This window comes from Bacteroides helcogenes P 36-108 (genome assembly GCF_000186225.1).
GTDB classification, from domain to species: domain Bacteria; phylum Bacteroidota; class Bacteroidia; order Bacteroidales; family Bacteroidaceae; genus Bacteroides; species Bacteroides helcogenes.
On sequence record NC_014933.1, the window covers coordinates 417,213 to 431,447 of the forward strand.

17 protein-coding genes and 2 tRNA genes are annotated in these 14,235 nt (G+C 43.2%); 9 read left to right on the forward strand and 10 right to left on the reverse strand.

Annotated features, from left to right (window positions below; genetic code table 11):
• The first annotated feature begins 8 nt into the window (after positions 1-8).
• The 3 genes from BACHE_RS01615 to BACHE_RS01625 are packed head-to-tail and all read left to right on the forward strand — an operon-like array spanning position 9 to position 1,194.
• Positions 9-698: a hypothetical protein gene (locus BACHE_RS01615; protein ID WP_013545954.1), complete on the forward strand. Its 690-nt coding sequence runs from the start codon at positions 9-11 to the stop codon at positions 696-698.
• 2 nt (positions 699-700) lie between these two features.
• Complete coding sequence (locus BACHE_RS01620) at positions 701-1,003, forward strand: hypothetical protein (protein WP_013545955.1); 303 nt, start codon at positions 701-703, stop codon at positions 1,001-1,003.
• Positions 1,004-1,005: 2 nt separating this feature from the next.
• Complete coding sequence (locus tag BACHE_RS01625; protein WP_013545956.1) at positions 1,006-1,194, forward strand: hypothetical protein; 189 nt, start codon at positions 1,006-1,008, stop codon at positions 1,192-1,194.
• Positions 1,195-1,513: 319 nt separating this feature from the next.
• On the opposite strand, the gene BACHE_RS01630 is transcribed toward BACHE_RS01625, so the two are convergent.
• From BACHE_RS01630 to BACHE_RS01640, 3 genes are all read right to left on the reverse strand, one after another.
• The gene (locus BACHE_RS01630) at positions 1,514-1,819 is read right to left on the reverse strand and encodes a helix-turn-helix domain-containing protein (RefSeq protein ID WP_013545957.1); all 306 of its coding nucleotides are present in this window, start codon (positions 1,817-1,819) and stop codon (positions 1,514-1,516) included.
• Positions 1,806-2,132, reverse strand: a complete 327-nt coding sequence (locus tag BACHE_RS01635) for a type II toxin-antitoxin system RelE/ParE family toxin (protein ID WP_013545958.1) — start codon at positions 2,130-2,132, stop codon at positions 1,806-1,808. Before BACHE_RS01635 ends, BACHE_RS01630 begins: the two co-directional genes overlap by 14 nt.
• Before the next feature lie 86 nt (positions 2,133-2,218).
• On the reverse strand, positions 2,219-2,473 hold the full coding sequence (locus tag BACHE_RS01640) for a helix-turn-helix domain-containing protein (protein WP_013545959.1): 255 nt from the start codon (positions 2,471-2,473) through the stop codon (positions 2,219-2,221).
• Positions 2,474-2,592: 119 nt separating this feature from the next.
• On the opposite strand from BACHE_RS01640, the gene BACHE_RS01645 reads away from it, so the two are divergent.
• Entirely contained in the window at positions 2,593-2,856 is a 264-nt protein-coding gene (locus tag BACHE_RS01645) for a hypothetical protein (RefSeq protein ID WP_013545960.1), read from the forward strand.
• A gap of 445 nt (positions 2,857-3,301) precedes the next feature.
• Here BACHE_RS01645 and BACHE_RS01655 read toward each other — a convergent pair.
• From BACHE_RS01655 to prmC, 7 genes are all read right to left on the reverse strand, one after another.
• A tRNA-Leu gene (locus BACHE_RS01655) sits at positions 3,302-3,385 on the reverse strand.
• Between the two features lie 14 nt (positions 3,386-3,399).
• Positions 3,400-3,472 (reverse strand) — tRNA-Gly (locus BACHE_RS01660).
• 103 nt (positions 3,473-3,575) lie between these two features.
• Positions 3,576-4,916, reverse strand: coding sequence for an argininosuccinate lyase (gene argH, locus BACHE_RS01665; protein ID WP_013545961.1), 1,341 nt, complete (start codon positions 4,914-4,916; stop codon positions 3,576-3,578).
• Between the two features lie 19 nt (positions 4,917-4,935).
• The gene (locus BACHE_RS01670) at positions 4,936-5,346 is read right to left on the reverse strand and encodes an SRPBCC family protein (protein WP_013545962.1); all 411 of its coding nucleotides are present in this window, start codon (positions 5,344-5,346) and stop codon (positions 4,936-4,938) included.
• Between the two features lie 92 nt (positions 5,347-5,438).
• Positions 5,439-6,077 carry an orotate phosphoribosyltransferase gene (pyrE, locus tag BACHE_RS01675; protein ID WP_013545963.1) on the reverse strand — a complete coding sequence of 213 codons (639 nt, stop codon included), beginning with the start codon at positions 6,075-6,077 and terminating at the stop codon, positions 5,439-5,441.
• A 79-nt stretch (positions 6,078-6,156) separates the two neighbouring features.
• Positions 6,157-6,636, reverse strand: coding sequence for a regulatory protein RecX (locus tag BACHE_RS01680; RefSeq protein WP_013545964.1), 480 nt, complete (start codon positions 6,634-6,636; stop codon positions 6,157-6,159).
• Positions 6,633-7,469, reverse strand: a complete 837-nt coding sequence (gene prmC, locus BACHE_RS01685) for a peptide chain release factor N(5)-glutamine methyltransferase (RefSeq protein ID WP_041579110.1) — start codon at positions 7,467-7,469, stop codon at positions 6,633-6,635. Before prmC ends, BACHE_RS01680 begins: the two co-directional genes overlap by 4 nt.
• 176 nt (positions 7,470-7,645) lie before the next feature.
• Here prmC and ribD point away from each other — a divergent pair, with 176 nt between their 5' ends.
• The 5 genes from ribD (at position 7,646) to BACHE_RS01710 (ending at position 14,232) form a co-directional block, all read left to right on the forward strand.
• Positions 7,646-8,689 carry a bifunctional diaminohydroxyphosphoribosylaminopyrimidine deaminase/5-amino-6-(5-phosphoribosylamino)uracil reductase RibD gene (ribD, locus tag BACHE_RS01690; RefSeq protein ID WP_013545966.1) on the forward strand — a complete coding sequence of 348 codons (1,044 nt, stop codon included), beginning with the start codon at positions 7,646-7,648 and terminating at the stop codon, positions 8,687-8,689.
• 133 nt (positions 8,690-8,822) lie between these two features.
• Positions 8,823-10,148 (forward strand): BamI family beta-barrel-assembly machinery protein, encoded by a 1,326-nt coding sequence (gene bamI, locus BACHE_RS01695; protein ID WP_013545967.1) that lies wholly within the window; start codon positions 8,823-8,825, stop codon positions 10,146-10,148.
• A 95-nt stretch (positions 10,149-10,243) separates the two neighbouring features.
• Positions 10,244-10,978 carry an isoprenyl transferase gene (locus BACHE_RS01700; RefSeq protein ID WP_013545968.1) on the forward strand — a complete coding sequence of 245 codons (735 nt, stop codon included), beginning with the start codon at positions 10,244-10,246 and terminating at the stop codon, positions 10,976-10,978.
• Between the two features lie 53 nt (positions 10,979-11,031).
• Positions 11,032-13,671, forward strand: coding sequence for an outer membrane protein assembly factor BamA (bamA, locus tag BACHE_RS01705; RefSeq protein ID WP_013545969.1), 2,640 nt, complete (start codon positions 11,032-11,034; stop codon positions 13,669-13,671).
• A 45-nt stretch (positions 13,672-13,716) separates the two neighbouring features.
• A complete protein-coding gene (locus BACHE_RS01710; RefSeq protein WP_013545970.1) occupies positions 13,717-14,232 on the forward strand; it encodes an OmpH/Skp family outer membrane protein in 516 nt (171 codons plus the stop codon).
• Positions 14,233-14,235: the final 3 nt, after the last annotated feature.

Genomic DNA, 14,235 nt, shown 5'->3' on the forward strand with positions numbered 1-14,235 from the left:
AAGAAATTATGGCAAAGAAAGAAGAAAAGAAAATTTTCCTCACGATGGATGAGGAGAAATTAAGTGATTTGATGTTGGCTTATCGCCGGGCATTGGTCCACGCAGAACGAGTTATTAACGTTTTAAATGCGCACGATTATGAAGTCGACACATTCCATTTGCAAGCATTTTTAGGATGCAAATACAAAGTTAGCGATTGCAATCTCGTAGATGAGATGATTATCCCGATGGGTGTAACGCTGAATCCAATTGCAAACAAAGTTTCCGTTCCATGTATGGAAGCAACCGCAGAAAAGAAAATCAAAGCGGAGCTTCTTGTAGGAATTGAAGGACTGAGTAAGCAGATGAGAGCGAAAATGAAAGCCGAAATATTGGGCGATTTTGAAGCAGCTAAAGATGAAGCTATCAAAGCAAAGACAAATCCAAGCATCGACATTGAAGTAGATTATTCTTTGTTTGAAGTCAAAGACGGCAAGGCAGCTTTTGTGGATGGTTGGGAAGCCATTTTAGAAGAGCAATCAAAGTTTTATTTAACCGACAAACATGGAATTGAAGTTTATGAGAAAGCAAAGTTATTGCTTCCACTTCTGAACGACTTACACAAGGCAATGAAGGTAAATCATTCTATTTTTGATTTATTCTACTACGAAGAAGATACCGTTAAAGTAGATAATACAATTAACTTCAACAATCTGTAATTATGGATAACAAAGAATTGAATATACTTGCGGCAGCAGTTGCCAATGTTACAGGTGTGACGATTGATGATTTAAGAAGAAGCGGCAAGTCCTACATGAAGAATTTGGCAAGGGGGCTGTTTTATTACATCGCCCGCAAAAATGGAATGTCAACAACGAAGATCGCAGAATATGTTTGTCGGACACATTCCAGCGTAACCGTTGTTTCAAACAGATACGGTGATTATATTGATAGTTACGATGAAGAAGTAATTGGATATTATATTAAGATTGATGATGAATTTGAACGATTAAAATCGGAATGAACATGAAAGCAGTAGATAAAGCATTTGGATATATTCCATCTGAATACCCCAAAGAGGGCAAATTTAGCGGTTTTGTTGCAACAATGGTACAAAGAAAAGTGGCTGAAACGCAAAATATAGCAGCCGAAGAAGATAAAGAGGATGAACTTATAAATGCACTGAAAGGATTTGCGGAAAGAAATAGGAAATAGATTTTATCAATAATTGAAAAAGCCACTGCTACTTTCTTTGTAGTGGTGGCTTTCGTCAGTTCCTTATCAAAGACACAGACAAAACTCATTTTTGTAAACCTGAAAATAGCAATAACCGGGCGTTTCCCGGCACTCCAAAGATACGGATATTGTTATAAATGTGTGTTGCTGTTCACAACTTTTATTAAATACGCTGCCCCGACAAAAGCCGAGGCAGGAGCGATCCGAGCCGCCATTACGCGTAACACATCCCTTGAAACCCTAAGACTATCACATTCTTAGGTTTTCCGCTACAAAGATAGTGCATTTATTTCAATTGTCACATGATTGGTCTAACAATATCAATCCTCAAACCGAGAGCATCAATGATACGGTAGAACACGCCTACACTTGGCGTTATATCTCCGTTCTCAATACGTGATATATAAGATTTGGTTGAATTGATACGCTTGGCAAGTTCCGATTGTGTTACCTTAGCTTCCTTACGTGCGTCAAGAAGGATTTGCCCCGTATAGAAATTGTAAGCATCTTCCTCCGCTTGTATGCGTTGGGGAGTTCCTTCTTTGCCGAACTTGGCATCGAGAACTACATCGTAATCCACTATTTGATGATTATTTGTCCGCATAATATTCCTCCTTTATTTTTAATGCTTTTTCTATTTCGTTTGATGGTGTCTTTTGGGTTTTCTTTTGGAAGCCATTGAAAAGAATGACTATCTGCCCGTTATCGAATATAAAGAACACCCGGTAAATGTTTCCATTGTATTCTGTACGGAGTTCATAAAGCCCTTCTTTTACAAGTTTCACAAACTTCTTTGGCAGTCTGTCTTGCGTTTTCAGAAGAAGCAATCCGTATTGTATTTTTTCTTGCTCCTTTTCTTTCAAGGTTTTCATAAAATCCTCAAAATATCCCCCGTATGTTCTTATGCTACGTTTCATGCGACAAATATAGTAAATGTTTTAAGATAATGAAACTTTATCAAGCCATTTTTTTAGTTTAACTAATCTATATCCTTTCGTTCACATTATTCCACTTTAATATTAATATCCTTTCCGCAGTTGGGGCAGGTGATTGATAGGGTGTCTTTCTTTGGATGCTCAAACAGTTCTGTTATCGGGCAACCTATTGCATCCGCTATCCTCAAAAGAATCTCTGTAGATGGATTGCCGTTAATGTGAGTGCTCAACGTCACACGTGATATTCCCATTTTATCTGCCACTTCATTTACAGATGTGCCGTTACGCTTCATAGCGTCTTTAATCATTAATCTATCTATCATAACTATAAGTATTAATTCCTTTGCAAAACTACATATAATAATGAAATGTAAAACTATTGGCTTACATTTGCACCATCAAAGTTAAATCACGTATTATTAAAAATAAAAAAGAAAGTATTATGAAGACTGGAGTAGATTTTATAAAAGAGTGTTTGGAAGGTATTGCAACCGTTTCCCCTGCTGCTAAAGATTTGCACATGGCGGCTATTGATTTAGCGTTGTTGGACGAGAAAACAAGCGTAGCGATACAGAGTGAGGACATCAACAATGAAACAATGATTGAGCTATCAAAGAGCATTAACCACTCAATCGAACTCTGCCTTAAAGTTGCCGGAGAACTCATACATAAGAAGCTGAATGAAGAACGTTTGTCGGAGGATTGAGCCATGATAGTAGAAGAACCTCAGATTTCAGACAATGCGAGATACCCATTGGGCGAAGCGGCAAAGGTGCTCCAAATAAATAGAGATACCTTGTTAAAACATACAAAGCAAGGTTTTATTAAGTGCGGAATAAGACGCTCGAATATGCGTAAGTTTTATTTGGGCAGCGAATTGAAGCGATACTGGAGAGCTTCGTACTAATTGGATAATGGAGTTTCGGAAATGGGACTCCTTTTTTGATATGATGCAATCATTTCGTATCTTTGTGGAGAAATGCCATAATGGTGTTTTAAATCGTATTGGTGTTACTTGCTTGCGAAGGTAGGTAACACCTTTTTTACGCCCCAAAGATAGCATTTACAGAATGAAGTCGCATTTTAGTCGCATTTATTTCAAAAGAAAAACGCCAATCACTTATAAACAAAGCAATTAGCGTTTCTTCTTGTACTCGAAGCGGGACTTGAACCCGCACAGCCGCAATGGCCAAAGGATTTTAAGTCCTTCGTGTCTACCATTCCACCATTCGAGCATCCTATGAAGGAGAGCGGAAAACGAGACTCGAACTCGCGACCCCAACCTTGGCAAGGTTGTGCTCTACCAACTGAGCTATTTCCGCAGGTTTTTGGAGAACGGGTGCAAAGATAAACAGTTTTCCCTTTCCCACCAAATATTTCCTTCAAAAAGTATTGCATCCAAAGTGAGACTTAAATACTTTACGACTATCGTCCCAGTAATTTTTTTTCTGCGGCTTCCATTCCATGAAAGTTAAAACCATCTACAATTTGCTGCATCAATGCAGAGATTTCATCATTGCAAAGATTTCCAATACTGCCTTCATGGGTATGATGTACTTCTTTGGCGTGCGAGAAATGTCCGGCTTCAATATCAAGCCCTACCTTTTTATAGGCATCACGGAAAGGCATACCTTCACGAGCCAGGCGATTCACCTCCTCCACACTGAAAATAAGCAGATATTTATCGTCATCCAAAATATGCTCATTCACCTTAATCTCATTCATGATATAGGTAGTCATCTGCAAGCAATCTTTCAACTCTTGAAACGCCGGTAAAAATACCTCCTTTATAATCTGTAGATCACGGAAATAACCGGAAGGAAGGTTATTGGCAATCATCATAATCTGTTGTGGCAATGATTGCAACTTGTTGCATTTGGCACGTGTCAGTTCAAAAACATCAGGATTCTTCTTATGCGGCATAATACTGGAACCGGTAGTACAATCATCCGGCAACTTCACAAAACCAAAGTTCTGGCTATTGAACAGGCATGCATCGAAAGCCAGTTTGGAAATTGTTCCGGCAATGCTTGCCAAGGCAAAAGCCACGTTACGTTCCATCTTACCACGCCCCATCTGAGCATACACAACATTATAGTTCAAAGAGTCAAATCCCAAAAGATTAGTAGTCATAGTACGGTTTAACGGAAAAGAAGAACCGTAACCTGCCGCCGATCCTAACGGATTGCGATTGCACATCTTGAAGGCAGCCTGCAAAAACAACATATCATCCACCAAGCTTTCCGCATACGCCCCAAACCAAAGTCCGAAAGACGAGGGCATAGCAATCTGCAAATGAGTATATCCCGGCATCAAGACATTCTTATAACGCTCACTCTGCATCAGAAGTACATGAAACAATTGTTCTACCGCCTCCGCTATTTCCTTTATCTGCGCACGGGTAAAAAGCTTCAGATCAAGCAGCACTTGATCATTACGTGAACGCCCACTGTGAATTTTCTTGCCGACATCCCCCAAGCTGCGTGTCAACATTAATTCCACCTGCGAATGCACGTCTTCCACCCCTTCTTCTATCACGAATTCTCCCCGTTCGGCAGAAACATAAATATTCTTCAACTCCGCAAGCAACTGCTCCAACTCTTCCTTAGTCAGCAAGCCGATGCTCTCAAGCATCGTGATGTGTGCCATCGAACCCAGCACGTCATGCTTTGCCAAATAAAGATCCATCTCACGATCACGTCCTACCGTAAAGCGTTCAATATCCTTGTTTACCCGAACGGATTTCTCCCAAAGTTTCTGAGTCACTTCGTTTAATAATTAATTGTTAATATTGTATCATGGCCAGCATATCCGCCATTTTCTCCAATCCCTCTTGCAACGGTTTCTGCACCATGGCCTTCATAAACGGATTCAATTCCAAACCGATAGTCAGTTTCATTTTGCATTCCATATCGGTGACGGGTACAATCTGCACCCACAAATTGAATGGCAGTGGCGAGGTAGTTGTTCCGAACTTAATGCATTTACAAGGTTCTTTCTCTACAATCTGCAAAGTAATTTTTCCTACGGGAGCTACCTCGACAGTCATGCTATCAGCATCAAAACTCAGATTTTTCACCTTATCCTCCGGCAGTCGATCTTTTATTTTCTCCAAATTATTCAGATCAGCAAGTTTCTCATAAACAGCCTCTTGCGAAGCTGTAATCACTTTCACCCCACTCTCAAATTTCGTCATAATCCAATTGAATTAAAAAGACAAAAAGAACTATCCGGACAGAATCTATCCGAATGGCTCTTTCATCAAGCTTATATCATTTAAAACAAACCTTATTTTCCGGTTTCCCAATGCGCAGGATCTTTACGCCATTCGTTCAGCGTTTCCACATCTTCCTCCTCGATATATCCCGTACGCAAAGCAACCTCCATCACCGCTTCGTAATTCGTCAGCGTAACCAAAGGTACTTTGGCATCCTTGAAAGCTTTTTCGGCAATGGGGAAACCATAAGTGTAGGCGGCAACCATGCCGATAACCTCACACCCGTCACGTCTGATTGCTTCTACAGCCTTCAAGCTACTACCACCGGTAGAGATCAAATCTTCTACCACCACGACTTTCATGCCGGGGCGAAGTTCACCTTCAATCAAATTCTCCAGTCCATGGTCTTTCGGAGTGGAGCGCACATATACAAACGGCAGGTTCAATGCATCGGCTACCAAAGCTCCCTGAGGGATAGCCCCGGTCGCTACGCCTGCAATAGCATCTACCTGTCCGAAACGTTCCAAAATCAGACGCGTAATCTCTATCTTTACAAAATTACGGAGAGAAGGATAAGAAAGGGTTTTGCGGTTATCACAATAAAACGGAGATTTCCAGCCGGATGCCCAAGTAAAAGGATTTGCCGGTTGTAGTTTAATCGCTTTAATTTTCAGCAACTTTTCTGCAAACAATCTTTCTAAAGTTTTCATAGCAAACTAACTATTATGATAAATATGATGCAAAAGTACGGAAAGGGAATGAGAATAGAAAAGAGAATACCAATATTTTTCACTCAGAAGACTCATTTTCATCGGAAATGTCGATACAACGACGTATATCTTTCATTTCAAATCCGCGGCTCAAAGCAAAACGCATTAATTTCCCGTTTAATTCAAAATCATTCTCCGCATGGATACTTTTCCGTTTTGAGATCAACAAATCACGTAAGATGGAAAGATATTCTTCTTCGTCTATATCATTAAGATAAGAATAATAAACCGAGGAAGATATTTTTTTCAATTGCAAGGCCTGCCCTATCTTTACCTTTCCCCACTTGGCAAAGCGGTATTTATCACGAACAAAGGCACGACAAAAGCGTTCTTCGTCAATATACTTTTCTTCCTCCAAACGCTTCAAAATACGGTCTATGACATCATAGGCTATCCCCCACCGTTGCAACTTTTCTGCTATTTCTGCCCGGCAATGCTCTGAAGCAGCACAATAGGCCGCTACCCGGTTCAAGGCTTCTGTTTCGGTTATTTCAATCATCGTTCTGCAATTACAAACCGGTCATTACCGGAAATATCTTTTAATATATGGGCATTTGCATAGCCCTGCCCGCCAAGCATGGCAACAGTAGCTTCTCCAAAAGCCCGGTTTATTTCAAAATAAAGTTTACCTCCCGCCACCAGTAACTTCTGTCCGAGTTCGGCGATGCGGCGATAAAAGAGAAGCGGGTCTGTATCAGGAACAAACAAAGCCAAAGAGGGTTCCCAATCCAACACATTACGTTCCATTTGCAGCTTCTCTTTTTCCAAAACATAAGGAGGATTACTGACTATTACGTCATAACGATCCTCTTGATCCGGGCAACAAGTCAGCACATCGCATAAAGCAAACTGTACGGAAGCCTGCAAAGCATCGTTGTTCCGGTGAGCTGTGGCAAGCGCTTCCTCCGAAATGTCCCAAGCCACCACTTGTGCACAAGGCAGTCCCTTTGACAAAGAAACCGCAATACAGCCACTGCCTGTCCCGATATCAAGAATACGTGCATCGGCCGGTATTTCTTTCAGCATTATCTCCACCAATTCTTCCGTCTCCGGACGAGGAATCAGCACACCGGGAGCAACCCTAAATGTACGCCCCAAAAAGCTGGTGGTTCCCTGTACATATTGTATCGGTTCAAAATCACGCAAACGGGAAAGAATGCCATCCAATTCCTGTTTTTCCTTTAAAGATAAAATCATATCTTTGCCCAGGTAATAATCGACCGTGCTCTGCCCCAACATCTCACAGCAAATGATACGTGAGAGGCAAGCGGCTTCCTGCGCGGAATAGCATCGTTCCAATTCAGTACGGATATGTTGAGTCGTAAGGTTCATAAAAATGAATTCAGGCTGCAAAAGTAGCAAAAAGTTTCGAAATACCGTATCCGGCCCTTTACAATGTCTTGTTTTCTCCGTGTCTATAGAAAGCAATGACATAAGGAGAAGGCAAGGAGAGGATAGAGAGGGCATAGATGTGAAATGACAAAAAACAAGAATAAGAGAATATGGATATGAAAGAAAAATACATGCGGCGCTGCATCCAACTGGCACAAAACGGTTTATGTAATACAGCCCCCAATCCCATGGTAGGGGCGGTTATAGTATGCGACGGTAAAATTATCGGTGAAGGTTATCACGTGCATTGTGGAGAGGCGCACGCTGAAGTCAATGCGATACGTTCCGTGAAAGACCCATCATTATTACAACGGGCCACCATCTACGTCAGTCTGGAGCCTTGCTCTCATTATGGCAAAACCCCTCCTTGCGCAGACCTTATTATCGAGAAACAAATTCCCCGCATCATAATCGGTTGCATGGATCCCTTTTCCAAGGTGGCAGGCCGGGGGATACAAAAGCTGAAAGATGCCGGCAGGGAAGTTATCGTGGGAGTATTGGAAGAGGAATGCAAGTCACTTATCCGCAGGTTTGTCACTTTCCACACACTGCGACGCCCCTACATTACGCTGAAATGGGCAGAATCGGCAGACGGATACATTGACAGCTACCGCACAAATGGAAATCCGGTTGTATTGTCCAGTCCGTTCACGTCCATGCTGGTACATAAGCAAAGGACAGAACACAGCGCCATCATGGTGGGCACACACACCGCAAAGCTGGACAATCCCCGCCTGAATGTACGCCATTGGTACGGGCATCCCCCAGTACGCATCGTACTGGACAAGGATCGGGCCCTGCCAACCGACCTGCACCTGTTTGACGGAGATACCCTCACTCTCGTGTTTACAGAAACTCCGCACGATCTGTTACCTAATGTAGAATATCTCCCTATCAACTATCAACAAGACATCCTGCCACAAATTATGGAAGAATTATATACGCGCGGACTCCAATCACTCTTGGTAGAAGGAGGCAGCATCTTGTTACAGTCATTCATAGACACCGGAATATGGGATGAAATATTCGTAGAAGAAGCTCCGATCCTGCTCCACTCCGGTGTTAAAGCGCCCGAAATAAGCGGTAAGAATCCTTATGTCATCAAGCAATCTTTCGGTAGGAACTTTCGCTGTTATACAACTGTAAAAAACAGTCAATAGCCTCATATTTGGGCTTTTTTATCGAGAAAAAGGGGCATATTATCTATAATTTTATATAAAACTTCCCTGCAAAGCTGTTTATAGAAAAAAATGTTCCTATTTTTGCAACTTGTAAATAAACACTAACTTTCAAATGAGAATAAAGTTTTTATCTGTAATTGTGGTTTTTCTGATTGTGTCAATAGCTTTAAGTTCATGCCTTAAATCTGACGACAATTACGAGTTAAGCTCCGATGCTATTGTACATGCTTTCGGTATAGATACCATACATGGCAAATATTATAAATTTACAATTGACCAGCTCAACAGATTAATCTACAACAAAGACTCGCTTCCTGTGGGTTCCGACACTATCATTGACCGTATTTTGATTGATACAATGACTGTTTCAGGATGGATCACTTCCGGGCTTACAGACACACTGTTCCTCACAAAAGATTCCGTAAACCTGCTACCCGCTATGAATAATGACGGAGGGATGAAGTTCAAGATACATGCTCCCGACGGTGTGACAACTCGTGATTACACTCTAAAAGTAAACGTACACATGCAAGACCCCGACTCCTTGGTTTGGAAAAACATGAAAGACGAAGGAAGCATCTTCTCAAATGCTGTTACTCAGGGAACTCAGAGATCGGTCATTCTCAATAACGAGTTATTGGTGTACACGTCCAACACTACTGCCTACAAGACATCCACAGAACTGTACAAATATGGCTGGAGCGAGCTGGCAGTTGCCAATCTCCCTTCGGATGCAAAGCTGACATCTGTCATAAACTTCCAAAACAAGCTTTACATGATTACCGAAAGTGGGGAGCTCTATTCCTCAACTTACGGAGCAACGTGGGAAAAAGGCAGTTCCGTTTCTCCCATGAAGGCATTGATTGCCTGCTTCCCAAAGAATGACACAGACGACACGGCTGCCACAATGGTCGGCATTCATAAAAGCAGTGACGGCACAAACCACTTCTGTACCACAAAAGATGGAATTACATGGAGCACTGCCGAGAAGGTTCCCGACGGGTTCCCAATGGAAAATATATACTCAACAATCCTTACTACCGCCAACGGGGTAAATAAAGCTGTGGTTGTAGGCATGCCTTCGGGCAGCGACAACAAAACCACACCTTGGTTTTCAATGAATGGTGAAGGGTGGGCAAGTTTGGCCACCACATCAAACTCCTATTATCCGGGAATGACTGATCCTTCCATCATGTACTACGGTGGAACATTTTACGGCTTTGGAGGTGAATTAGATGCCATTTACTCTTCTGTAGCGGGTATCGCATGGTATAAGACAAAAAAGAAATTCCTGCTACCTGCAGAGTTCAAAAACAAGGGGGCTTATTCCATGACAATAGACAAAGACAACTTTATCTGGATTGTATTTGGCGGTAACAACACCAAGAATGAAGTATGGCGTGGTCGCCTCAACAGACTGGGTTTCAAAGAACAATGAGTACGGCTCTGTTGTCTCTGATTCCTTGTTTTTGTCCGCCCATTCTTCGGCTCTGCAGCATCGAAGCTCAGAAAGGAATGTAACAACTAAAAAAGATGCTATATAAAGAACAAATTGATTTTAACCGGATGCCCCGGCATGTAGCCATTATCATGGACGGTAACGGACGGTGGGCCAAGCAGCGCGGACACGAGCGCAGCTATGGACATCAGGTCGGCGCGGAAACCGTACATATCATTGCCGAAGAAGCAGCAAGGCTTGGTGTCAAGTATCTGACTTTATACACGTTCTCTACTGAAAACTGGAACCGACCTTCCGATGAAGTGGCCGCTTTGATGGGACTTCTTTTCGACTCCATCGAAGAAGAAACGTTTATGAAGAACAACATCAGATTCCGGGTAATCGGAGATATAGGAAAATTACCGGTGAATGTACAGCAACGTTTAAACGCTTGCGTGGAACACACCTCACGTAACACAGGCATGAGCCTGATATTGGCGCTCAGTTATTCCTCACGTTGGGAAATAACAGAAGCTACCCGGCAGATAGCGGTTTTGGCGCAACAAGGGAAATTGGCTCCTGATCAAATCGACAGCAAGCTGTTTTCACAGCACCTGACCACCAATTTCATGCCGGACCCGGATCTGCTTATACGCACCGGAGGAGAAATCCGTCTCAGCAACTATCTGCTATGGCAAGCCGCTTATTCGGAACTCTATTTCTGCGATACTTATTGGCCTGACTTTCGCGAAGAGGAGCTTTGCAAAGCCATTTGCGACTATCAGAAACGCGAGCGCAGGTACGGTAAAACCAGTGAGCAAATCAGCTAAGTCAACGGACACATATATAGTAATTTGTAATTTGTAAAACAGTAAATAAAAAGATGCATTATCGTATTTTCTCCATACTCGTAACGTTTATCTGCCTTTTTGGCTGCGTACTGACAACTACTGCGCAGGATGCGAACAACACCAATGGAACCGAAAAACCGGTTATCCTCTATAATGGGACACCTAAGAAGTATGAAATAGCAGACATCAAAGTCGAAGGAGCCCCGAATTACGAGGACTATGTAATCATCGGACTATCCGGTTTATCCAAAGGACAGACAATCACCATACCGGGAGATGAAATCACGCAGGCTTGTAAGCGCTATTGGCGTCACGGCCTGTTCTCCGATGTAGAGATAACCGCCGACAAAATGGAGGGCGACCGAATCTGGCTGACCATTCATCTCACCATGCGTCCCCGCGTTTCCGACATCCGTTATCACGGCGTAAAGAAATCCGAACGTGAAGACCTGGAAAGCAGAATAGGCATGATAAAGGGAGGGCAGATTACTCCTAATATAATAGACCGCGCCAAAACACTGGCCAAACGTTACTTTGACGACAAAGGTTTCAAGAATGCAGACATCATGATCAACCAGAAAGATGATCCGGACAACAAGAACCAAGTTATAGTTGAGGTCAATATCGACAAGAAGGAGAAAGTAAAAGTACACGAGATCACCATTGTAGGCAACGAGGCACTCACTGCAAAGAAGCTGAAACGCGTAATGAAGAAAACAAATGAGAAGAATAAGCTGCTCAACATATTCCGCACAAAGAAGTTCATTGAAGAGAACTATGAGGCAGACAAGCAACTGATCATCGACAAGTATAATGAATTGGGCTACCGTGATGCAACGATCGTAAAAGACAGCATCAAGCCTTACGATGACCGCACCGTTGACATCTTCATGGAAATTGAAGAAGGACAGAAATACTACCTCCGCAACGTGACATGGGTAGGCAACACACTGTATCCTTCCGAAAACCTGAACCTCATGCTCCGCATGAAGAAAGGAGATGTCTATAATCAGAAGCTACTCGAAGAGCGTACCTCGACGGATGAAGATGCCATCGGTAACCTCTATTACAATAACGGTTATTTGTTCTACAGCCTCGATCCGGTAGAAGTGAACATCGTGGGTGACTCCATCGACTTGGAAATGCGTATTTATGAAGGACGTCAGGCCACTATCAACAAGATCAGCATCAACGGCAACGACCGCTTGTATGAAAATGTGATACGCCGTGAACTGCGCACCCGCCCCGGTGCATTGTTCAGCCGCGATGACCTGATGCGATCCATGCGTGAGATACAACAGATGGGGCACTTTGACGCAGAACAGATAAAGCCGGACATCAAGCCGCGCCCTGAAGACGGAACCGTGGATATAGGATACGACCTTGTGTCCAAAGCAAACGACCAGGTAGAATTCTCTGCCGGCTGGGGGCAAACGGGTATCATCGGAAAACTGAGTCTGAAGTTCACCAACTTCTCCCTGGCCAACTTGCTGCATCCGGGCGAAAACTACCGCGGAATACTTCCGCAAGGTGACGGACAGACACTGACCATCAGCGGCCAGACCAATGCCAAATACTACCAGTCATACAGTGTTTCGTTCTACGATCCGTGGTTTGGAGGCAAACGCCCTAATGCTTTCTCAGTCTCAGCGTTCTACTCCCGCCAAACAGACATCAGCAGCCAATACTATAACTCGGCATACAGAAACAACTATTACAACAGCTATTATAGCGGAATGTATGGTTATGGCATGTACAATTATGGCAACTACAACAACTACGAAAACTATTACGACCCCGACAAATCCATCCAGATGTACGGTCTCTCAGCAATGTTCGGTAAACGCCTGAAATGGCCGGATGACTACTTCCAGTTTACAGCGGAATTGTCATACCAACGCTACATCCTGAGCGACTGGCAATATTTTCCTGTCACCAATGGTAAATGTAATAATCTGAGCTTGAATCTGACTTTGTCACGCAGTTCCATCGACTACCCGATTTATCCGCGCAGTGGTTCGGAGTTCTCATTATCCGTACAACTGACCCCGCCCTACTCCCTGTTCGATGGCAAGGACTACAGTCAGTATAGCACCAGCAACCAGAACGACATGAACAAGATGCACAAATGGGTAGAATACCATAAATGGAAGTTCAAATCCAAAGTCTATATTCCGTTGATGGACCCGATGACTGTAAAACGCACTCCGGTAATTATGGGACGTGTAGAATTCGGTCTGTTGGGACACTACAACAAATACAAGAAATCTCCGTTCGAAACCTTTGATGTGGGCGGTGACGGTATGACCGGCTATTCCAGCTATGCTACCGAAAGCGTCGCCCTTCGTGGTTACGAAAACAGTTCATTAACCCCGTACGGAAATGAAGGCTATGCCTATACCCGCCTCGGACTGGAACTGAGATACCCGTTGATGCTGGAAACAAGCACCAGCATCTATGCGCTGACCTTTGTAGAAGCAGGTAATGCTTGGCACGACATCAATAAATTCAACCCGTTTGAGTTGAAGCGTTCAGCCGGTGTCGGTGTCCGCATCTTCCTCCCGATGATCGGTATGATGGGTATTGACTGGGCTTATGGTTTCGATAAAGTATTCGGCTCCAAACAATATGGTGGCAGCCAATTCCACTTTATCTTAGGACAAGAATTCTAAGCTACAACAGACAGTTGATAATTGACAATAAAAAAGCGTTATGTTATGAAAAAGAGTTTATTAATCCTGTTTCTGCTGTTTGCCGCAGGCATGGCGGCAAACGCACAGAAGTTTGCCCTGATAGACATGGAATACATCCTGAAGAATATTCCGGCCTACGAACGCGCCAACGAACTATTGGACAAATCCTCCAAAGTATGGCAGAGCGAAGTCGAAAAGATTTCCGAAGAAGCCAAGAAGATGTATAAGGACTATCAGGCCCAAATAGCCACCCTATCGGAAGAACAGAGAGGCAAAAGAGAAGAAGCCATCGTAGCAAAAGAGAAATCCGCATCCGAACTGCGCCGCCAATATTTCGGCCCGGAAGGTGAACTCTACAAAAAGCGTGAAGGCCTGATGCGCCCGATACAGAACGAAATATACAATGCCGTAAAGGAGATTTCAACGCAGAAAGGCTATTCGATGGTAGTGGACCGCGCCTCCGCAACAAGCATCATCTTTGCTTCCCCAAGCATCGACATCAGCAATGAAGTGCTTGCAAAATTAGGATATTCAAATTAATTT

What these genes read in the sequence shown, in the direction of transcription:
- BACHE_RS01710 (WP_013545970.1), top strand. Translation starts at nt 13,717, where the DNA reads ATGAAAAAGAGTTTATTAATCCTGTTTCTGCTGTTTGCCGCAGGCATG.
- bamI (WP_013545967.1), top strand. Translation starts at nt 8,823, where the DNA reads ATGAGAATAAAGTTTTTATCTGTAATTGTGGTTTTTCTGATTGTGTCA.
- BACHE_RS01680 (WP_013545964.1), bottom strand. Translation starts at nt 6,636, where the DNA reads ATGATTGAAATAACCGAAACAGAAGCCTTGAACCGGGTAGCGGCCTAT.
- BACHE_RS01640 (WP_013545959.1), bottom strand. Translation starts at nt 2,473, where the DNA reads ATGATAGATAGATTAATGATTAAAGACGCTATGAAGCGTAACGGCACA.
- BACHE_RS01670 (WP_013545962.1), bottom strand. Translation starts at nt 5,346, where the DNA reads ATGACGAAATTTGAGAGTGGGGTGAAAGTGATTACAGCTTCGCAAGAG.
- BACHE_RS01625 (WP_013545956.1), top strand. Translation starts at nt 1,006, where the DNA reads ATGAAAGCAGTAGATAAAGCATTTGGATATATTCCATCTGAATACCCC.
- pyrE (WP_013545963.1), bottom strand. Translation starts at nt 6,077, where the DNA reads ATGAAAACTTTAGAAAGATTGTTTGCAGAAAAGTTGCTGAAAATTAAA.
- BACHE_RS01635 (WP_013545958.1), bottom strand. Translation starts at nt 2,132, where the DNA reads ATGAAACGTAGCATAAGAACATACGGGGGATATTTTGAGGATTTTATG.
- BACHE_RS01645 (WP_013545960.1), top strand. Translation starts at nt 2,593, where the DNA reads ATGAAGACTGGAGTAGATTTTATAAAAGAGTGTTTGGAAGGTATTGCA.
- BACHE_RS01700 (WP_013545968.1), top strand. Translation starts at nt 10,244, where the DNA reads ATGCTATATAAAGAACAAATTGATTTTAACCGGATGCCCCGGCATGTA.
- BACHE_RS01630 (WP_013545957.1), bottom strand. Translation starts at nt 1,819, where the DNA reads ATGCGGACAAATAATCATCAAATAGTGGATTACGATGTAGTTCTCGAT.
- ribD (WP_013545966.1), top strand. Translation starts at nt 7,646, where the DNA reads ATGAAAGAAAAATACATGCGGCGCTGCATCCAACTGGCACAAAACGGT.
- bamA (WP_013545969.1), top strand. Translation starts at nt 11,032, where the DNA reads ATGCATTATCGTATTTTCTCCATACTCGTAACGTTTATCTGCCTTTTT.
- BACHE_RS01615 (WP_013545954.1), top strand. Translation starts at nt 9, where the DNA reads ATGGCAAAGAAAGAAGAAAAGAAAATTTTCCTCACGATGGATGAGGAG.
- prmC (WP_041579110.1), bottom strand. Translation starts at nt 7,469, where the DNA reads ATGAACCTTACGACTCAACATATCCGTACTGAATTGGAACGATGCTAT.
- BACHE_RS01620 (WP_013545955.1), top strand. Translation starts at nt 701, where the DNA reads ATGGATAACAAAGAATTGAATATACTTGCGGCAGCAGTTGCCAATGTT.